Below are 15,602 nucleotides of genomic sequence, written 5' to 3'. Positions count from 1 at the left end.
TTGACGGACGGCCAGAGACAGGCCAATCTGTTGGGCAGCATGTGTGAAGGGTTTAGTGGACGCCAGCCAGCGCCGGGTGACCCGATTCATGCAGTGGTGGTGTGGTGCCGAGGGATGCTCGTTGAATAAATGGCGGACGTGCGCTATCGTTGGACGTTGCGCTGGCTGCACCCTGCCTACCCTCACCTGATCTGCACATAAAGTTCTAGCCTGAGCGTTGCTCAGCATCTAGTCCCGTGCCGTGCGTTTGAGGTTCCGGGCAGGTCAAAGCCAGCCGAACCGACGCAGAATCGCGGCCAAGAAGGACGGCTCTTGCTGGCCTTTTCAAAAGTCGCATGAGGTGCTGGAAGGATGCATCTTGGCAGTCTCTAGCCAGAGCACAGCGAACGCTAACACCAATAACTCCGTCCCAGGAGCACCGAACCGAGTTTCATTTGCCAAGCTCCGTGAACCACTTGAGGTTCCGGGGCTACTCGACGTTCAGACAGACTCCTTCGATTGGCTCGTCGGAGCGGACGGATGGCGTCAGAAGGCCGTCGATCGCGGCGAGACCGCCCCCAAGGGCGGCCTCGAAGAGGTGCTCGAAGAGCTCTCGCCGATCGAGGATTTCTCGGGCTCGATGTCGCTGAGCTTCTCCGATCCGCGCTTTGACGAGGTCAAAGCACCGGTGGACGAGTGCAAAGACAAGGACATGACGTACGCGGCGCCGCTGTTCGTCACGGCCGAGTTCATCAACAACAACACCGGTGAGATCAAGAGCCAGACGGTCTTCATGGGTGACTTCCCGATGATGACCGAGAAGGGCACCTTCATCATCAACGGCACCGAGCGTGTCGTGGTGTCCCAGCTGGTGCGCTCGCCCGGTGTGTACTTCGACGACAGCATCGACAAGTCCACCGAGAAGACGCTGCACAGCGTCAAGGTGATCCCCGGCCGCGGTGCGTGGCTGGAGTTCGACGTCGACAAGCGCGACACAGTCGGTGTCCGCATCGACCGCAAGCGTCGTCAGCCGGTCACCGTGCTCCTCAAGGCGCTGGGCTGGACGAGCGAGCAGATCGTGGAGCGCTTCGGCTTCTCCGAGATCATGATGGGCACCCTCGAGAAGGACAGCACCGCTGGTCCCGACGAGGCGCTGCTCGACATCTACCGCAAGCTGCGTCCGGGCGAGCCGCCGACCAAGGAGTCCGCGCAGACCCTGCTGGAGAACCTGTTCTTCAAGGAGAAGCGCTACGACCTGGCCCGCGTGGGTCGCTACAAGGTCAACAAGAAGCTGGGCCTGAACGCAGGCCAGCCGATCACGTCGTCGACCCTCACCGAGGAAGACGTCGTCGCCACCATCGAGTACCTGGTGCGCCTGCACGAGGGCCAGACCAGCATGACGGTGCCCGGGGGCGTCGAAGTGCCGGTCGAGGTGGACGACATCGACCACTTCGGTAACCGTCGTCTGCGCACCGTCGGTGAGCTGATCCAGAACCAGATCCGGGTCGGCCTGTCGCGTATGGAGCGTGTCGTGCGTGAGCGCATGACGACCCAGGACGTCGAGGCGATCACGCCGCAGACCCTGATCAACATCCGTCCCGTTGTGGCGGCGATCAAGGAGTTCTTCGGCACCAGCCAGCTGTCGCAGTTCATGGACCAGAACAACCCGCTGTCGGGTCTGACCCACAAGCGTCGTCTGTCGGCGCTGGGCCCCGGTGGTCTGTCCCGTGAGCGTGCCGGCCTTGAGGTCCGCGACGTGCACTCCAGCCACTACGGCCGCATGTGTCCGATCGAGACCCCTGAGGGTCCGAACATCGGTCTGATCGGCTCGCTGTCGGTGTACGCCCGGGTCAACCCGTTCGGCTTCATCGAGACGCCGTACCGCAAGGTCGTCGACGGTGTGGTCTCAGACCAGATCGACTACCTGACCGCCGACGAGGAGGACCGCCACGTCGTGGCGCAGGCCAACTCGCCGATCGATGCGGGCGGCAGCTTCACCGAAGACCGCGTGATGGTCCGCCGTAAGGGTGGCGAGGTCGAGAACGTGGCCCCGTCCGACGTCGACTACATGGATGTCTCGCCGCGCCAGATGGTGTCTGTCGCGACCGCGATGATCCCGTTCCTGGAGCACGACGACGCCAACCGTGCCCTGATGGGTGCCAACATGCAGCGCCAGGCGGTTCCGCTGGTCCGCAGCGAGGCCCCGTTGGTCGGTACCGGTATGGAGCTGCGTGCCGCCATCGACGCCGGCGATGTCATCGTCACGGAGAAGGCGGGCGTCGTCGAGGAGGTCTCGGCCGACTACATCACCGTGATGGCCGACGACGGCACCCGGCACACCTACCGGATGCGCAAGTTCGCCCGCTCCAACCACGGCACGTGCGCCAACCAGCGCCCGATCGTGGACGCCGGGCAGCGTGTCGAGTCGGGCCAGGTGCTCGCCGACGGACCGTGCACCGAGAACGGTGAGATGGCCCTGGGCAAGAACCTGCTCGTGGCGATCATGCCGTGGGAGGGCCACAACTACGAGGACGCGATCATCCTCTCGCAGCGCCTGGTGGAGGAGGACGTCCTGACGTCCATCCACATCGAGGAGCACGAGATCGATGCCCGCGACACCAAGCTGGGCGCCGAGGAGATCACCCGGGACATCCCGAACGTCTCTGACGAGGTGCTGGCCGATCTCGACGAGCGCGGCATCATCCGCATCGGCGCCGAGGTCCGCGACGGCGACATCCTGGTCGGCAAGGTCACGCCCAAGGGCGAGACCGAGCTGACCCCGGAGGAGCGGCTGCTGCGTGCCATCTTCGGTGAGAAGGCCCGCGAGGTTCGCGACACGTCGCTGAAGGTTCCGCACGGCGAGTCCGGCAAGGTCATCGGTATCCGCGTGTTCTCGCGCGAGGACGATGACGATCTGCCGGCCGGCGTCAACGAACTGGTCCGCGTCTACGTGGCCCAGAAGCGCAAGATCTCCGACGGCGACAAGCTCGCCGGACGCCACGGCAACAAGGGCGTCATCGGCAAGATCCTGCCGATCGAGGACATGCCGTTCATGCCTGACGGCACCCCGGTGGACATCATCCTGAACACCCACGGTGTGCCGCGTCGTATGAACATCGGCCAGATCCTGGAAACCCACCTCGGGTGGGTGGCCAAGGCCGGCTGGAACATCGATGTGGCCGCTGGAACGCCGGAATGGGCGGGCAAGCTGCCCGAAGGCCTGCTCTCGGCCCCGGCGGACAGCATCGTGTCCACCCCGGTGTTCGACGGTGCGCAGGAGGGGGAGCTCTCGGGTCTGCTCGGCTCGACGCTGCCCAACCGTGACGGTGACGTCATGGTCAACGCCGACGGCAAGTCGCAGTTGTTCGATGGTCGCAGTGGCGAGCCGTTCCCGTACCCGGTGACGGTTGGCTACATGTACATCCTCAAGCTGCACCACCTGGTGGACGACAAGATCCACGCACGTTCCACTGGCCCGTACTCGATGATCACCCAGCAGCCGCTCGGTGGTAAGGCCCAGTTCGGTGGCCAGCGGTTCGGTGAAATGGAATGTTGGGCCATGCAGGCCTACGGTGCCGCCTACACCCTGCAGGAGCTGCTGACCATCAAGTCCGACGACACCGTCGGCCGGGTCAAGGTGTACGAGGCCATCGTGAAGGGCGAGAACATCCCCGAACCCGGTATTCCGGAGTCGTTCAAGGTGCTTCTCAAGGAGCTGCAGTCGCTGTGCCTCAACGTTGAGGTGCTCTCCAGCGACGGCGCGGCGATCGAGATGCGTGACGGCGATGACGAGGACCTGGAGCGTGCCGCTGCCAACCTCGGTATCAACCTGTCGCGCAACGAGTCCGCTTCTGTGGAAGACCTTGCGTAGGTCTCGTCCGAGAATTTCTAGTCCCGAAAGGGGAAAGGGAGTTACGTGTTAGACGTCAACTTCTTCGATGAACTCCGCATTGGCCTCGCCACTGCGGACGACATCCGTAACTGGTCGTTCGGCGAGGTCAAGAAGCCGGAAACCATCAACTACCGCACGCTCAAGCCTGAAAAGGACGGCCTGTTCTGCGAGAAGATCTTCGGACCGACTCGCGACTGGGAGTGCTACTGCGGTAAGTACAAGCGCGTCCGCTTCAAGGGCATCATCTGTGAGCGCTGCGGCGTCGAGGTGACCCGCGCCAAGGTGCGTCGTGAGCGGATGGGCCACATCGAGCTGGCCGCGCCCGTCACGCACATCTGGTACTTCAAGGGTGTTCCGTCCCGGTTGGGCTACCTGCTCGACCTGGCCCCGAAGGATCTGGAAAAGATCATCTACTTCGCGGCCTATGTGATCACCGCGGTCGACACCGAGATGCGCCACAACGAGCTGTCCACGCTCGAGGCCGAGATGGCCGTCGAGCGTAAGGCCGTCGAGGATCAGCGCGACTCCGACCTGGAGGCCCGGGCGCAGAAGCTCGAAGCCGACCTGGCCGAGCTCGAGGCCGAGGGCGCCAAGTCCGACGTGCGCCGCAAGGTGCGCGACGGCGGCGAGCGGGAGATGCGTCAGCTCCGCGACCGGACCCAGCGTGAGCTGGACCGGCTCGACGAGATCTGGACCACCTTCACCAAGCTGGCCCCCAAGCAGCTCATCGTCGACGAGCTGCTCTACCGAGAGCTGCAGGACCGCTACGGCGAGTACTTCAACGGCGCTATGGGCGCGGAGTCGATCAAGAAGCTCATCGAGACCTTCGACATCGACGCCGAGGCCGAGTCGCTGCGCGACACCATCAAGAACGGCAAGGGACAGAAGAAGCTTCGTGCCCTCAAGCGGCTGAAGGTCGTCGCGGCGTTCCAGATGAACCGCAACTCGCCGATGGGCATGGTGCTCGACGCCGTGCCGGTGATCCCGCCGGAACTGCGTCCGATGGTGCAGCTGGACGGTGGCCGCTTCGCGACCTCCGACCTCAACGACCTGTACCGCCGCGTGATCAACCGCAACAACCGGCTCAAGCGACTGATCGACCTCGGTGCACCCGAGATCATCGTCAACAACGAGAAGCGCATGCTTCAGGAGTCGGTCGACGCGCTGTTCGACAACGGCCGCCGGGGACGTCCGGTCACCGGACCGGGCAACCGTCCGCTCAAGTCGCTGTCCGATCTGCTCAAGGGCAAGCAGGGCCGCTTCCGTCAGAACCTGCTCGGTAAGCGCGTCGACTACTCGGGCCGTTCGGTCATCGTGGTCGGCCCCCAGCTGAAGCTGCACCAGTGCGGTCTGCCGAAGCTGATGGCACTCGAGCTGTTCAAGCCGTTCGTGATGAAGCGTCTGGTCGACCTGAACCACGCGCAGAACATCAAGAGCGCCAAGCGCATGGTGGAACGTCAGCGTCCCCAGGTGTGGGATGTCCTCGAAGAGGTCATCGCCGAGCACCCGGTGCTGCTGAACCGTGCACCTACCCTGCACCGCCTGGGTATCCAGGCCTTCGAGCCGCAGCTGGTGGAAGGCAAGGCCATCCAGCTGCACCCGCTGGTGTGTGAGGCGTTCAACGCCGACTTCGACGGTGACCAGATGGCCGTGCACCTTCCGCTGTCCGCGGAGGCGCAGGCCGAGGCTCGCATCCTGATGCTGTCCTCGAACAACATCCTGTCCCCGGCGTCGGGTAAGCCGCTGGCCATGCCGCGTCTGGACATGGTGACCGGGCTGTACTTCCTGACCACCGAGATCCCCGGCGACACCGGCGAGTACGTGGCCGCCGCCAAGGATCGTCCGGAGCACGGCGTGTACAGCTCACCGGCCGAAGCCATCATGGCGCTGGATCGTGGTGCGCTTTCGGTGCGCGCCAAGATCAAGGTGCGGTTGACGCAGCAGCGTCCGCCGGCCGCCGTCGAGGCTGAGCTGTTCGAGAACGGTTGGAAGCCGGGCGATGCCTGGACCGCCGAGACCACGCTGGGTCGGGTGCTCTTCAACGAGCTGCTGCCCAAGGGTTACCCGTTCGTCAACGAGCAGATGCACAAGAAGGTCCAGGCTCGGATCATCAACGATCTGGCCGAGCGCTTCCCGATGATCGTGGTGGCGCAGACCGTCGACAAGCTCAAGGACGCCGGCTTCCACTGGGCCACCCGTTCGGGTGTCACGGTCGCGATGGCCGACGTTCTGGTGCCGCCGCAGAAGCAGGAGATCCTGGAGCGGCACGAGGCCGAGGCCGAGGCGATCGAGCGCAAGTACCAGCGCGGCGCGCTGAACCACAACGAGCGCAACGAGTCGTTGGTCAAGATCTGGCAGGACGCCACCGAAGAGGTCGGTAAGGCGATGGAGGAGTTCTACCCGGCGGACAACCCGATCATCACGATCGTGAAGTCGGGCGCCACGGGTAACCTCACCCAGACCCGCACCCTGGCCGGCATGAAGGGCCTGGTGACCAACCCGAAGGGTGAGTTCATCCCGCGCCCGATCAAGTCCTCGTTCCGTGAGGGCCTGACGGTGTTGGAGTACTTCATCAACACCCACGGTGCACGTAAGGGTCTGGCCGACACCGCTCTGCGTACCGCCGACTCGGGTTACCTGACCCGTCGTCTGGTGGACGTGTCGCAGGACGTCATCGTCCGCGAGACCGACTGCGAGACCGAGCGCGGCATCGTCGTCACGCTGGCCGAGCGCGGTCCCGACGGCAAGCTGATCCGCGATGCGCACGTCGAGACCTCGGCGTTCGCCCGCACCCTGGCCACCGACGCGGTGGACGAGAAGGGCAACGTCGTCATCGAGCGCGGCCATGACCTGGGTGACCCGGCCATCGACGCGCTGTTGGCTGCCGGCGTCGCCCAGGTGAAGGTCCGCTCCGTGCTGACCTGCGCCTCGGCCTCCGGTGTGTGTGCCAAGTGCTACGGCCGCTCGATGGCCACCGGCAAGCTGGTCGACATCGGCGAGGCCGTCGGCATCGTCGCCGCCCAGTCCATCGGTGAGCCCGGTACCCAGCTGACCATGCGTACCTTCCACCAGGGTGGTGTTACCGGTGGTGCCGACATCGTCGGTGGTCTGCCTCGCGTGCAGGAGCTGTTCGAGGCCCGTATTCCGCGGAACAAGGCGCCCATCGCCGACGTCGCGGGCCGGGTCCGGCTGGAGGAGAGCGACAAGTTCTTCAAGATCACCATCGTTCCCGACGATGGTGGCGAGGAAGTTGTCTACGAGAAGCTCTCCAAGCGCCAGCGGCTGCGCGTGCTCACCCACGAGGACGGCTCCGAAGGCGTGCTGTCCGACGGTGACCATGTCGAGGTCGGCGACCAGCTGATGGAAGGCTCCGCGGATCCGCACGAGGTGCTGCGTGTCCAGGGCCCCCGCGAGGTGCAGATCCACCTCGTCAAGGAGGTCCAGGAGGTCTACCGGGCCCAGGGCGTGTCGATCCACGACAAGCACATCGAGGTCATCGTCCGGCAGATGCTGCGTCGCGTCACGATCATCGATTCGGGTGCGACGGAGTTCCTGCCCGGTTCGCTGACCGAGCGTGCCGAGTTCGAGACCGCGAACCGTCGCGTCGTGGCCGAGGGCGGCGAGCCCGCGGCCGGACGTCCGGTGCTGATGGGTATCACGAAGGCATCGCTGGCCACGGATTCGTGGCTGTCGGCGGCGTCGTTCCAGGAGACCACCCGCGTGCTGACCGATGCGGCGATCAACTGCCGCAGCGACAAGCTGCAGGGTCTGAAGGAGAACGTGATCATCGGCAAGCTGATCCCGGCCGGTACCGGCATCGCCCGTTACCGCGACATCCAGGTGCAGCCGACCGAAGAGGCCCGCGCTGCGGCGTACACGATCCCGTCCTACGAGGATCAGTACTACAGCCCGGACTTCGGTGCGGCCACCGGTGCCGCGGTGCCGCTGGACGATTACGGATACAGCGACTACCGCTAGTTCGACAGGGAAAAGCCCCCGCCCATTTGGGTGGGGGCTTTTTCTTGTCCCGGTCGGAGCGCGAGTGGTCACCTATGGCGCATCCGCGGATATTTCTTGTGCAACAGGTGGACACGCGGGGGAGCAGATCAACCGTTTTCAACGGCTTCCTGACGAGTAGGTGAACTAACGTCAGCGTGGTGACCGCGGTTGATGACTCGGTAACCGAAACAGCTCCCGCGCCATCGGGTGCTGCAGCCCGTGCCCGTCGACTGCGCATTCTGCGGTATATCGCGATTACGGTGTGGGCCGCCGTCGTCATCTACCGCACCGCCACCGACGGCTTTGCGTTCAACCGGGAATTGTTGCTGCTCTACATCGCGACCGGCCTATTGGCAGCCAGCATCGGTCAGGGGCGGCGGATGCTCTACGTCATCCGTGACTGGTTGCCGTTCGCTCTGGTGCTGGCCGCCTACGACCTGAGCCGCGGGGCGGCCAACCTGATCGGCCGTCCGACGATGTGGCACTGGCAAGTCGACGCGGATCGGTGGATGTTCTTCGGCACGGTGCCCACGGTGTGGCTGCAGGAACGGCTGAAACTGCTCTACCCGCCGTGGTGGGAAGTCGTGATCAGCACGGTGTACATGTCGTTCTTCATCCTTCCCTACGTGGTGGCGGGTGTGCTGTGGCTGCGCGACCGCGAGGAGTGGAAGCGGTTCGTGCGGTTGTTCGTCGGACTGTCATTCGTGGCATTGGTCATCTATGCGCTGCTGCCTGCCGCGCCGCCGTGGGCTGCGGCGCGGTGCACGGCCGATGACGTCGACAGCGGCCCGTCCGGACCTCGGTGCATGTTCCGATCGGCGCGTGAAGCCGTCGACGGAGGGCTACTGGGCGCCATGCAGGGCAGTCGCGACGGCGCACACGAGTGGATCGAACGGATCGTCACCCGTGGCTGGGGCAAGCTCAATCTGCACACCGCGACGGCGTTGATCGACCAGGGGCAGGCCAGCGTGAACCTGGTCGCGGCCATCCCGTCCCTGCATGCGGGGCTCACCGCCGCGGTCGCGGTGTTCTTGTGGAACCGGGTGAACCGCGGCTGGCGGCCGCTCTTGGTGGCCTATCCGCTCATCATGGCCTTCACGCTGGTGTACACCGCCGAGCACTATGTGGTCGACATCCTGCTCGGCTGGGCCTTGGCGGGCGTGGTGCTGTTCGCGCTGAATCGTTACGAAGCGCGGCGATCGGCACGGTCCGGTGACAACGACGAGCTCCCGATTGCCGTCGCCGAACTCGATCCCGCCTGAGTGAACCCCTGAACCGCACCCGGTTTGTCACGCCAGAGTGGCGCTGCCGGGCGGGAGCCACTCCAGCGTGACACTGGGGGGAGGGTGCCGCCCACCTGCGGGCCATCGCTCAGCCAGATCATTACAAGTATTGTGCAGTTGTCGGGAATTTGTAACACTGGGTGCATGGCCGATACGCACGTCGTCACCAATCAGGTCCCTGCGCTGGAGGGCTACAACCCCGCCACCTCCCCGGTGCTCGCCGAGGCTCTCATCCGCGAAGGCGGGGAGTGGGGCATCGACGAGGTCCACGAACTCGGCGCGATCAACGGCAGCGCCCAGGCTCAGCGCTGGGGCGAGCTCGCCGACCGCAACCAACCCGTGCTGCACACCCACGACCGCTACGGTCACCGGGTCGACGAGGTCGAATACGACCCGGCGTACCACGAACTGATGAACGTGGCTGTCACCCATGGTCTGCACGGTGCCCCGTGGGCTGATGACCGTGAGGGTTCGCATGTGGTGCGTGCCGCCAAGATGTCGGTGTGGACCGTCGAACCCGGGCACGTCTGCCCGATCTCGATGACCTATGCCGTGGTGCCTGCGCTGCGGTTCAACCCGGAGCTCGCCGCGATCTACGAGCCGCTGCTGACCAGTCGGGTGTACGACCCGGAACTGAAGCTCGCGACGACGAAAGCCGGCATCACGGCGGGTATGTCGATGACCGAGAAGCAGGGTGGTTCCGACGTTCGCGCCGGTACCACCGAGGCCACCCCCAACGGCGACGGCACCTACTCGCTGCGCGGCCACAAGTGGTTCACCTCGGCACCTATGGGCGACATCTTCCTGGTGCTCGCCCAGGCGCCGGGCGGACTGAGCTGTTTCTTCCTGCCGCGCATCCTGCCCGACGGCAGCCGCAACCGGATGTTTCTGCAGCGGCTCAAGGACAAGCTCGGCAACCATGCCAACGCCTCCAGTGAGGTCGAGTACGACGACGCCACCGCCTGGCTGGTCGGCGAGGAGGGTCGCGGCGTCCCGACCATCATCGAGATGGTCAACCTCACCCGGCTGGACTGCACGCTGGGCAGCGCCACCAGTATGCGCAGCGGCCTGAGCCGCGCCGTGCATCACGCTCAGCACCGAAAGGCGTTCGGCGCCTACCTGATCGATCAGCCGTTGATGCGCAACGTGCTGGCTGACCTGGCCGTGGAGGCCGAGGCGGCGACCATGCTGGCGATGCGGATGGCCGGTGCCACCGACAAGGCAGTGCGCGGCGACGAGCGCGAGTCGTTGTTGCGCCGTATCGGGCTGGCCGCCGGCAAGTATTGGGTGTGCAAGCGGGCCACCCCGCACGCTGCCGAGGCGATGGAATGCCTGGGCGGCAACGGCTATGTCGAGGAATCCGGCATGCCGCGCCTGTACCGGGAAGCCCCGCTGATGGGTATCTGGGAAGGTTCGGGCAATGTCAGCGCGCTGGATACCTTGCGCGCCATGGCAACCCGGCCCGAGAGCGTCGAGGTGCTCTTCGACGAACTGTCCAAGACGGCCGGGCAGGACCCGCGCCTGGACCACCACGTCACCACGCTGCAGAACGACCTGACCGACCTGGAGACCATCACCTACCGGGGCCGCAAGGTCGCCGAGGACATCTCGCTGGCACTGCAGGGCGCGCTGCTGGTGCGGCATGGACACCCGGCCGTGGCCGAGGCGTTCCTGGCCAGCCGGCTCGGCGGGCAGTGGGGTCAGGCGTTCGGCACCCTGCCGACCGGGCTGGACCTCGCCCCGATCCTCGAGCGGGCGCTGGTCAAGGGATGAGCGTCGAAACGCTCAAGACGATGACCTATGAGGTCACCGATCGGATCGCGCGAATCACCTTCAACCGTCCCGAAAAAGGCAACTCGATCGTCGCCGACACCCCACTGGAACTGCAGGCCCTGGTCGAGCGCGCGGACCTCGATCCCAATGTCCACGTGATCCTGGTATCCGGTCGCGGTGAGGGCTTCTGTGCCGGATTCGACCTGTCTGCCTACGCCGATGGAACAGGTGAAGCCGGGGGAGGTCGCTACGACGGAACGGTGTTGGCCGGGCAAACCCAGGCCGTCAATCACCTTCCGGATCAACCGTGGGACCCGATGGTCGACTACCAGATGATGAGCCGGTTCGTCCGCGGCTTCTCCAGCCTGATGCACGCCGACAAGCCGACCGTGGTCAAGATCCACGGCTACTGCGTCGCCGGCGGAACCGACATCGCGCTGCATGCCGACCAGGTGATCACCGCTTCCGACGCCAAGATCGGCTACCCGCCGATGCGGGTGTGGGGTGTTCCGGCGGCCGGCCTTTGGGCGCACCGGCTGGGGGATCAACGCGCCAAACGTCTTCTGTTCACCGGGGATTGCATCACGGGCGCGCAGGCCGCCGAATGGGGTCTGGCCGTCGAGGCAACTGAGCCGGACGATCTCGACGAGCGCACCGAACGTCTCGTCGCACGCATCGCGGCCATGCCGGTCAACCAGCTCATCATGGCCAAGCTGGCGTGCAATTCCGTGTTGCAGCAGCAGGGGGTGGCGACCAGTCGGATGGTCAGCACGGTGTTCGACGGCATCGCGCGGCACACCCCCGAAGGGCACGCATTCGTCGCCGACGCGGTTGAGCACGGTTTCCGCGAAGCAGTGCGCCACCGCGACGAGCCGATGGGTGACTACGGGCGCAGGTCTTCCGGGGTCTGAGATGGCCGCGCTGAAACGGATGGCGGCTCGCTCGGTGGTGCTGAGCGTGCTGCTCGGCGCGCATCCGGCGTGGGCGAGCGCCGCCGAGCTGATCAGGCTGACGGCCGATTTCGATATCAAGGAACCGACGCTGCGGGTGGCGCTGACTCGGATGGTCAGTGCCGGTGACCTGGTCCGCTCCGAGGATGGCTACCGGCTGTCGGACCGGCTGTTGACCCGTCAGCGTCGCCAGGACGACGCGATCGATCCACGGTTGTGTGAGTACGACGGTCAGTGGCTGACGCTGGTCATCACCAGCGTCGGTACCGATGCCCGCACCCGGGCCTCGCTCCGGAATGCCCTGCAGCAGTATCGGTTCGGTGAACTGCGCGAGGGTGTGTGGATGCGCCCGGACAATCTCGACCAGGCGTTGCCGCAGGAGATCACCGACCGGGTGCGGGTTCTGCACACCCGGGACGACGATCCGGCCGGTCTGGCCGTCACGCTGTGGGATCTTCCCGGCTGGCGGCGCACCGGCGAGCAGTTGTTGGATGAGATGGCCGACGCGGCGGACGTTCCTGGGCGGTTCGCTGCGGCCGCGGGCATCGTGCGTCACCTACTCTCGGATCCTGTGCTGCCCGACGAGCTGCAGCCGAACAGTTGGCCGGGCGCTGATCTGCGTAAGGCCTACAACACCTTCGCCGCCGAACTCGTTGATCGGCGCGACGGTACTGAATACGTCGCGACCCGCGACGACAAACTCATGGAGGCGACGTGACCGAAGCTGTCCGGGTCGAACGCAACGGCGCGGTGACCACAGTGATCATCGACCGTCCGCACGCTCGCAATGCGGTCGACGGTCCCACCGCCGCGGCCTTGTTCGCCGCGTTCGAGCAGTTCGACGCAGACCAGGACGCCGCCGTCGCGGTGCTGACCGGCGCCGGCGGAACCTTCTGCGCCGGAGCGGACCTCAAGGCGTTCGGTACGCCCGACATGAACCGGGTGGACCCCGCCGGACCCGGGCCGATGGGGCCGAGCCGAATGGTGTTGTCCAAGCCGGTGATCGCCGCGATCAGCGGCCATGCGGTGGCGGGCGGTCTGGAACTGGCGCTGTGGTGTGACCTGCGGGTGGTGGAAGACGACGCGGTGATGGGGGTGTTCTGCCGCCGATGGGGGGTGCCGCTGATCGACGGGGGCACTGTCCGGTTGCCCCGGTTGATCGGGCAGAGCCGCGCCATGGACCTGATCCTGACCGGACGCGCCGTCGACGCCGCCGAAGCCCACGCGATCGGCCTGGCCAACCGGGTGGTGCCGACGGGGCAGGCTCGTGCGGCGGCCGAGGAACTGGCCGCCGAACTTGCCCGGCTCCCTCAGCAGTGTCTGCGGGCCGATCGACTTTCGGCGCTGCACCAGTGGGGTGAATCAGAGCAGGCAGCAATGGAATTCGAATTCGCCAGCATCGAGCGGGTCGCGGGTGAGGCGGCCGAGGGCGCGGGCCGGTTCGCCGGCGGTGCCGGCCGGCACGGAGCCAGCGCCTAGGGCGAGACCGACCCTGACTCCGGTTACTTATCGGCGCCGGCGCGGTGTTTACTGCTGCCGTTGCGTGTTTTGGCGGCGCCCCTCACGTCCTTGGCTAGCTGTTTGGCCTGGTGGCGCACGCCGTGGATCGATCGCTTCGGGTCTTTGGATGCTTTCCGGCCCACTGCCACGGTCTGTTTGTCTGCTGTCGCATCCGAGGCGGCGGGCGAGTCGGATTCTGCGCCGGCCGAGTTCGGGCTGCTGATGACCCGGCCTGTTTGACCGAAACCGGCTTCAGCCGCCTCGATCTCGGTTGGGATACCTGCCGTTCGGACGCTCGAGACGCTGCGTTGCGGGGCGACCGACAGAGTGACGGTCTTGCCCGCGTTCACCGCGGTGGGGGTGCCCACCGTGACGCGGCCGGCGGTATCGGCGTGATCGGCTTGAGGCAGGCTCAAGACTCCGGTCGGTACGTCTGCGGCGGGAGCCGCCGGCGCGGGCACTGCCCTGGGTCCCTGCCAGCCAATGGCTTTCGCGATCGTCTGCGGCAGCGTCACTGTCAGGCCCTGGATCAGTCCGCGGTTGAACACGGCATTCGACCAACTGAGCAGGCCGGATGTCCCACCGCCGGTCTCATGGAGGTAGCCGTTCAGGATGGCGCCGGTGAGCACAGCGGGAGCGTTGACTAGCGCGCTGAACGCCGCCGCGGGATCGCCGGCACGGACCGCGTCGAGAACGTCCTGGGCGCTGTCGCCGGCCGCAAGGATGGCACCCTCCACCGGATTCAGGACCGCGAGGCCCACGGGCATCAGCAGGTCCGGCACCGCGGCGAACGCGTTGACAGCGTTACGGCTCATCGCGATCGGGATCTGCATGATGTTGATCAGCGGATTGGCAAAGGCAAACAGGCGGAACACGACCTCCTTCAAGACGGCTGCCGCGTCGGTGACATTGCCCGCCGCGAGGTAGTCGGCAGCTTGGCGGGCAAAGTATTTGAACCTGTAGTCATCATCCGATGTAAAGAATTGGGTGTAGCTGTCGGCAGCGGATTGCAGCGAGGTGATGAGGAGCTGTCCGTAGCCCGCCTGGTTGGTGATGATCTGGTTCAGGACCGGCAGAGGGTTGGCCGACATGTCGATACCGATCTTCGTCGCGTTGGCGAGCGCGGTCCCGAGTACTTCAGACCACACCGTGATCGGGTCTTCAAACGCGTCGGTGAGGGCGGTGAGTTCGACTGGGGCCGAAAGTGAATGCGGTAGCGAAACGGTGGCGTCGCGCAGGGGGACCGGGCTGATCGGACTGACCGCGATTGCGCCGGCGCTTGCCAACGCGACGCCGGCAGTGAGTGTCGATCGGATCGCTACGTGCATGGAGGACTCTCTCTTCTGCTGTTGTTGTGCGGCCATCTCGCGTAGATGCACGCGCTGGATCCACGCGGTGACGCAAAGTGGTTTCGCCGTCAGGCGGGGGGCGGGCACGTCGTGCGGGGAAAAGGTGACCAGTGTGAGTTCGTGACCGTCCGGTTCACAGTGCGCGACTCTAACAACGGACAGAGGTCCGTGCGGACAAATGAATGCATTAGTCGTGAGATGTCAATTTTTGAAAGGTGTTACAAAAAGCGAACTACCATGCGTGTTCGTTCCGATCCGCTTGATCTGGAGCAACCATGGACCAGACTATGCATTCAAAATGGCGTAAGCCGGTCTGACGATTTCGCTCCGTCTTCCGGGCGAAGTTCGGCGACGATTCCACATGAAAAGGCCCGTCCGTTCAGTGAACGGACGGGCCTTTGGCGCTTCGGTGGGATCCGGTGAGATCCAGTGGGGTCCGGGTAGCTATCCCTTGCTGACCGTGTTGTTGCTGCCGGTGTTGGTGACTTTGGGGTCACCCGCTGCATAGCTGACCGTGTTGTTGAGCCCGATGATGGTGAGCCCCTTGTCGATCCGCTCGAAGGTGATCTTGTTGTCGGATCCGCCGATGTTCACGTTGGCGCACGTTCCCTTGACGGTAAGCGTGTTGTTGGTCCCGCCCACTGTGAGGGATTTGCCGTCGGCGCAGTCGATGTCGGTCGTATTGCCGACCGACATGTAGTTGATGGTGTTGCCAACCTCGACGTTGACCCCGGAGCTTCCCGCGGTGGCGCTGGGGGAGTTGGTGTCCGAGCTCTCAGATCCACAGGCGGCCAGGGTGAGCGCACATGCGGCGGCGCCGACCCCGAGGATCAGTTGAGCGTGGGGGATATGGGTGGGCAAGGTCTGCCTCTGCTTT

Annotated in this window: 9 protein-coding genes; 7 read left to right on the top strand and 2 right to left on the bottom strand. The window is 65.3% G+C overall.

Annotated features, from left to right (window positions below):
- The first annotated feature begins 340 nt into the window (after nt 1-340).
- The 7 genes from rpoB to JOF57_RS19565 all read left to right on the top strand — a co-directional run bounded on the left by rpoB (nt 341) and on the right by JOF57_RS19565 (nt 13,355).
- Nucleotides 341-3,850 carry a DNA-directed RNA polymerase subunit beta gene (gene rpoB, locus JOF57_RS19595; RefSeq protein WP_209919172.1) on the top strand — a complete coding sequence of 1,170 codons (3,510 nt, stop codon included), beginning with the start codon at nt 341-343 and terminating at the stop codon, nt 3,848-3,850.
- 45 nt (nt 3,851-3,895) lie between these two features.
- Complete coding sequence (locus JOF57_RS19590) at nt 3,896-7,849, top strand: DNA-directed RNA polymerase subunit beta' (RefSeq protein WP_209919170.1); 3,954 nt, start codon at nt 3,896-3,898, stop codon at nt 7,847-7,849.
- Nucleotides 7,850-8,028: 179 nt separating this feature from the next.
- Nucleotides 8,029-9,132, top strand: coding sequence for a phosphatase PAP2 family protein (locus tag JOF57_RS19585; protein WP_209919169.1), 1,104 nt, complete (start codon nt 8,029-8,031; stop codon nt 9,130-9,132).
- Between the two features lie 165 nt (nt 9,133-9,297).
- Nucleotides 9,298-10,926 carry an acyl-CoA dehydrogenase family protein gene (locus tag JOF57_RS19580; protein WP_209919167.1) on the top strand — a complete coding sequence of 543 codons (1,629 nt, stop codon included), beginning with the start codon at nt 9,298-9,300 and terminating at the stop codon, nt 10,924-10,926.
- Entirely contained in the window at nt 10,923-11,837 is a 915-nt protein-coding gene (locus JOF57_RS19575; RefSeq protein ID WP_209919165.1) for a crotonase/enoyl-CoA hydratase family protein, read from the top strand. The genes JOF57_RS19580 and JOF57_RS19575 overlap by 4 nt, the downstream gene beginning before the upstream one ends.
- Before the next feature lies 1 nt (nt 11,838).
- Nucleotides 11,839-12,594, top strand: coding sequence for a PaaX family transcriptional regulator C-terminal domain-containing protein (locus JOF57_RS19570; RefSeq protein WP_209919163.1), 756 nt, complete (start codon nt 11,839-11,841; stop codon nt 12,592-12,594).
- Entirely contained in the window at nt 12,591-13,355 is a 765-nt protein-coding gene (locus tag JOF57_RS19565; RefSeq protein WP_209919162.1) for a crotonase/enoyl-CoA hydratase family protein, read from the top strand. Before JOF57_RS19570 ends, JOF57_RS19565 begins: the two co-directional genes overlap by 4 nt.
- A 23-nt stretch (nt 13,356-13,378) precedes the next feature.
- Here JOF57_RS19565 and JOF57_RS19560 read toward each other — a convergent pair whose 3' ends face one another.
- Together JOF57_RS19560 and JOF57_RS19555 are read right to left on the bottom strand one after the other, a co-directional pair.
- A complete protein-coding gene (locus JOF57_RS19560; RefSeq protein WP_209919160.1) occupies nt 13,379-14,467 on the bottom strand; it encodes a hypothetical protein in 1,089 nt (362 codons plus the stop codon).
- A 702-nt stretch (nt 14,468-15,169) separates the two neighbouring features.
- Nucleotides 15,170-15,586, bottom strand: coding sequence for a DUF3060 domain-containing protein (locus JOF57_RS19555; RefSeq protein ID WP_209919158.1), 417 nt, complete (start codon nt 15,584-15,586; stop codon nt 15,170-15,172).
- Between the last annotated feature and the right edge of the window lie 16 nt (nt 15,587-15,602).

Origin of the sequence: Mycolicibacterium lutetiense (assembly GCF_017876775.1) — a bacterium.
Classification (GTDB): Bacteria; Actinomycetota; Actinomycetes; order Mycobacteriales; family Mycobacteriaceae; genus Mycobacterium; species Mycobacterium lutetiense.
The sequence above is the reverse complement of the archived record's forward strand: the minus strand, read 5'-3'. Positions and strand labels throughout refer to the sequence as shown.

What these genes read in the sequence shown, in the direction of transcription:
- JOF57_RS19580 (WP_209919167.1), top strand. Translation starts at nt 9,298, where the DNA reads ATGGCCGATACGCACGTCGTCACCAATCAGGTCCCTGCGCTGGAGGGC.
- JOF57_RS19570 (WP_209919163.1), top strand. Translation starts at nt 11,839, where the DNA reads ATGGCCGCGCTGAAACGGATGGCGGCTCGCTCGGTGGTGCTGAGCGTG.
- JOF57_RS19560 (WP_209919160.1), bottom strand. Translation starts at nt 14,467, where the DNA reads ATGTCGGCCAACCCTCTGCCGGTCCTGAACCAGATCATCACCAACCAG.
- JOF57_RS19575 (WP_209919165.1), top strand. Translation starts at nt 10,923, where the DNA reads ATGAGCGTCGAAACGCTCAAGACGATGACCTATGAGGTCACCGATCGG.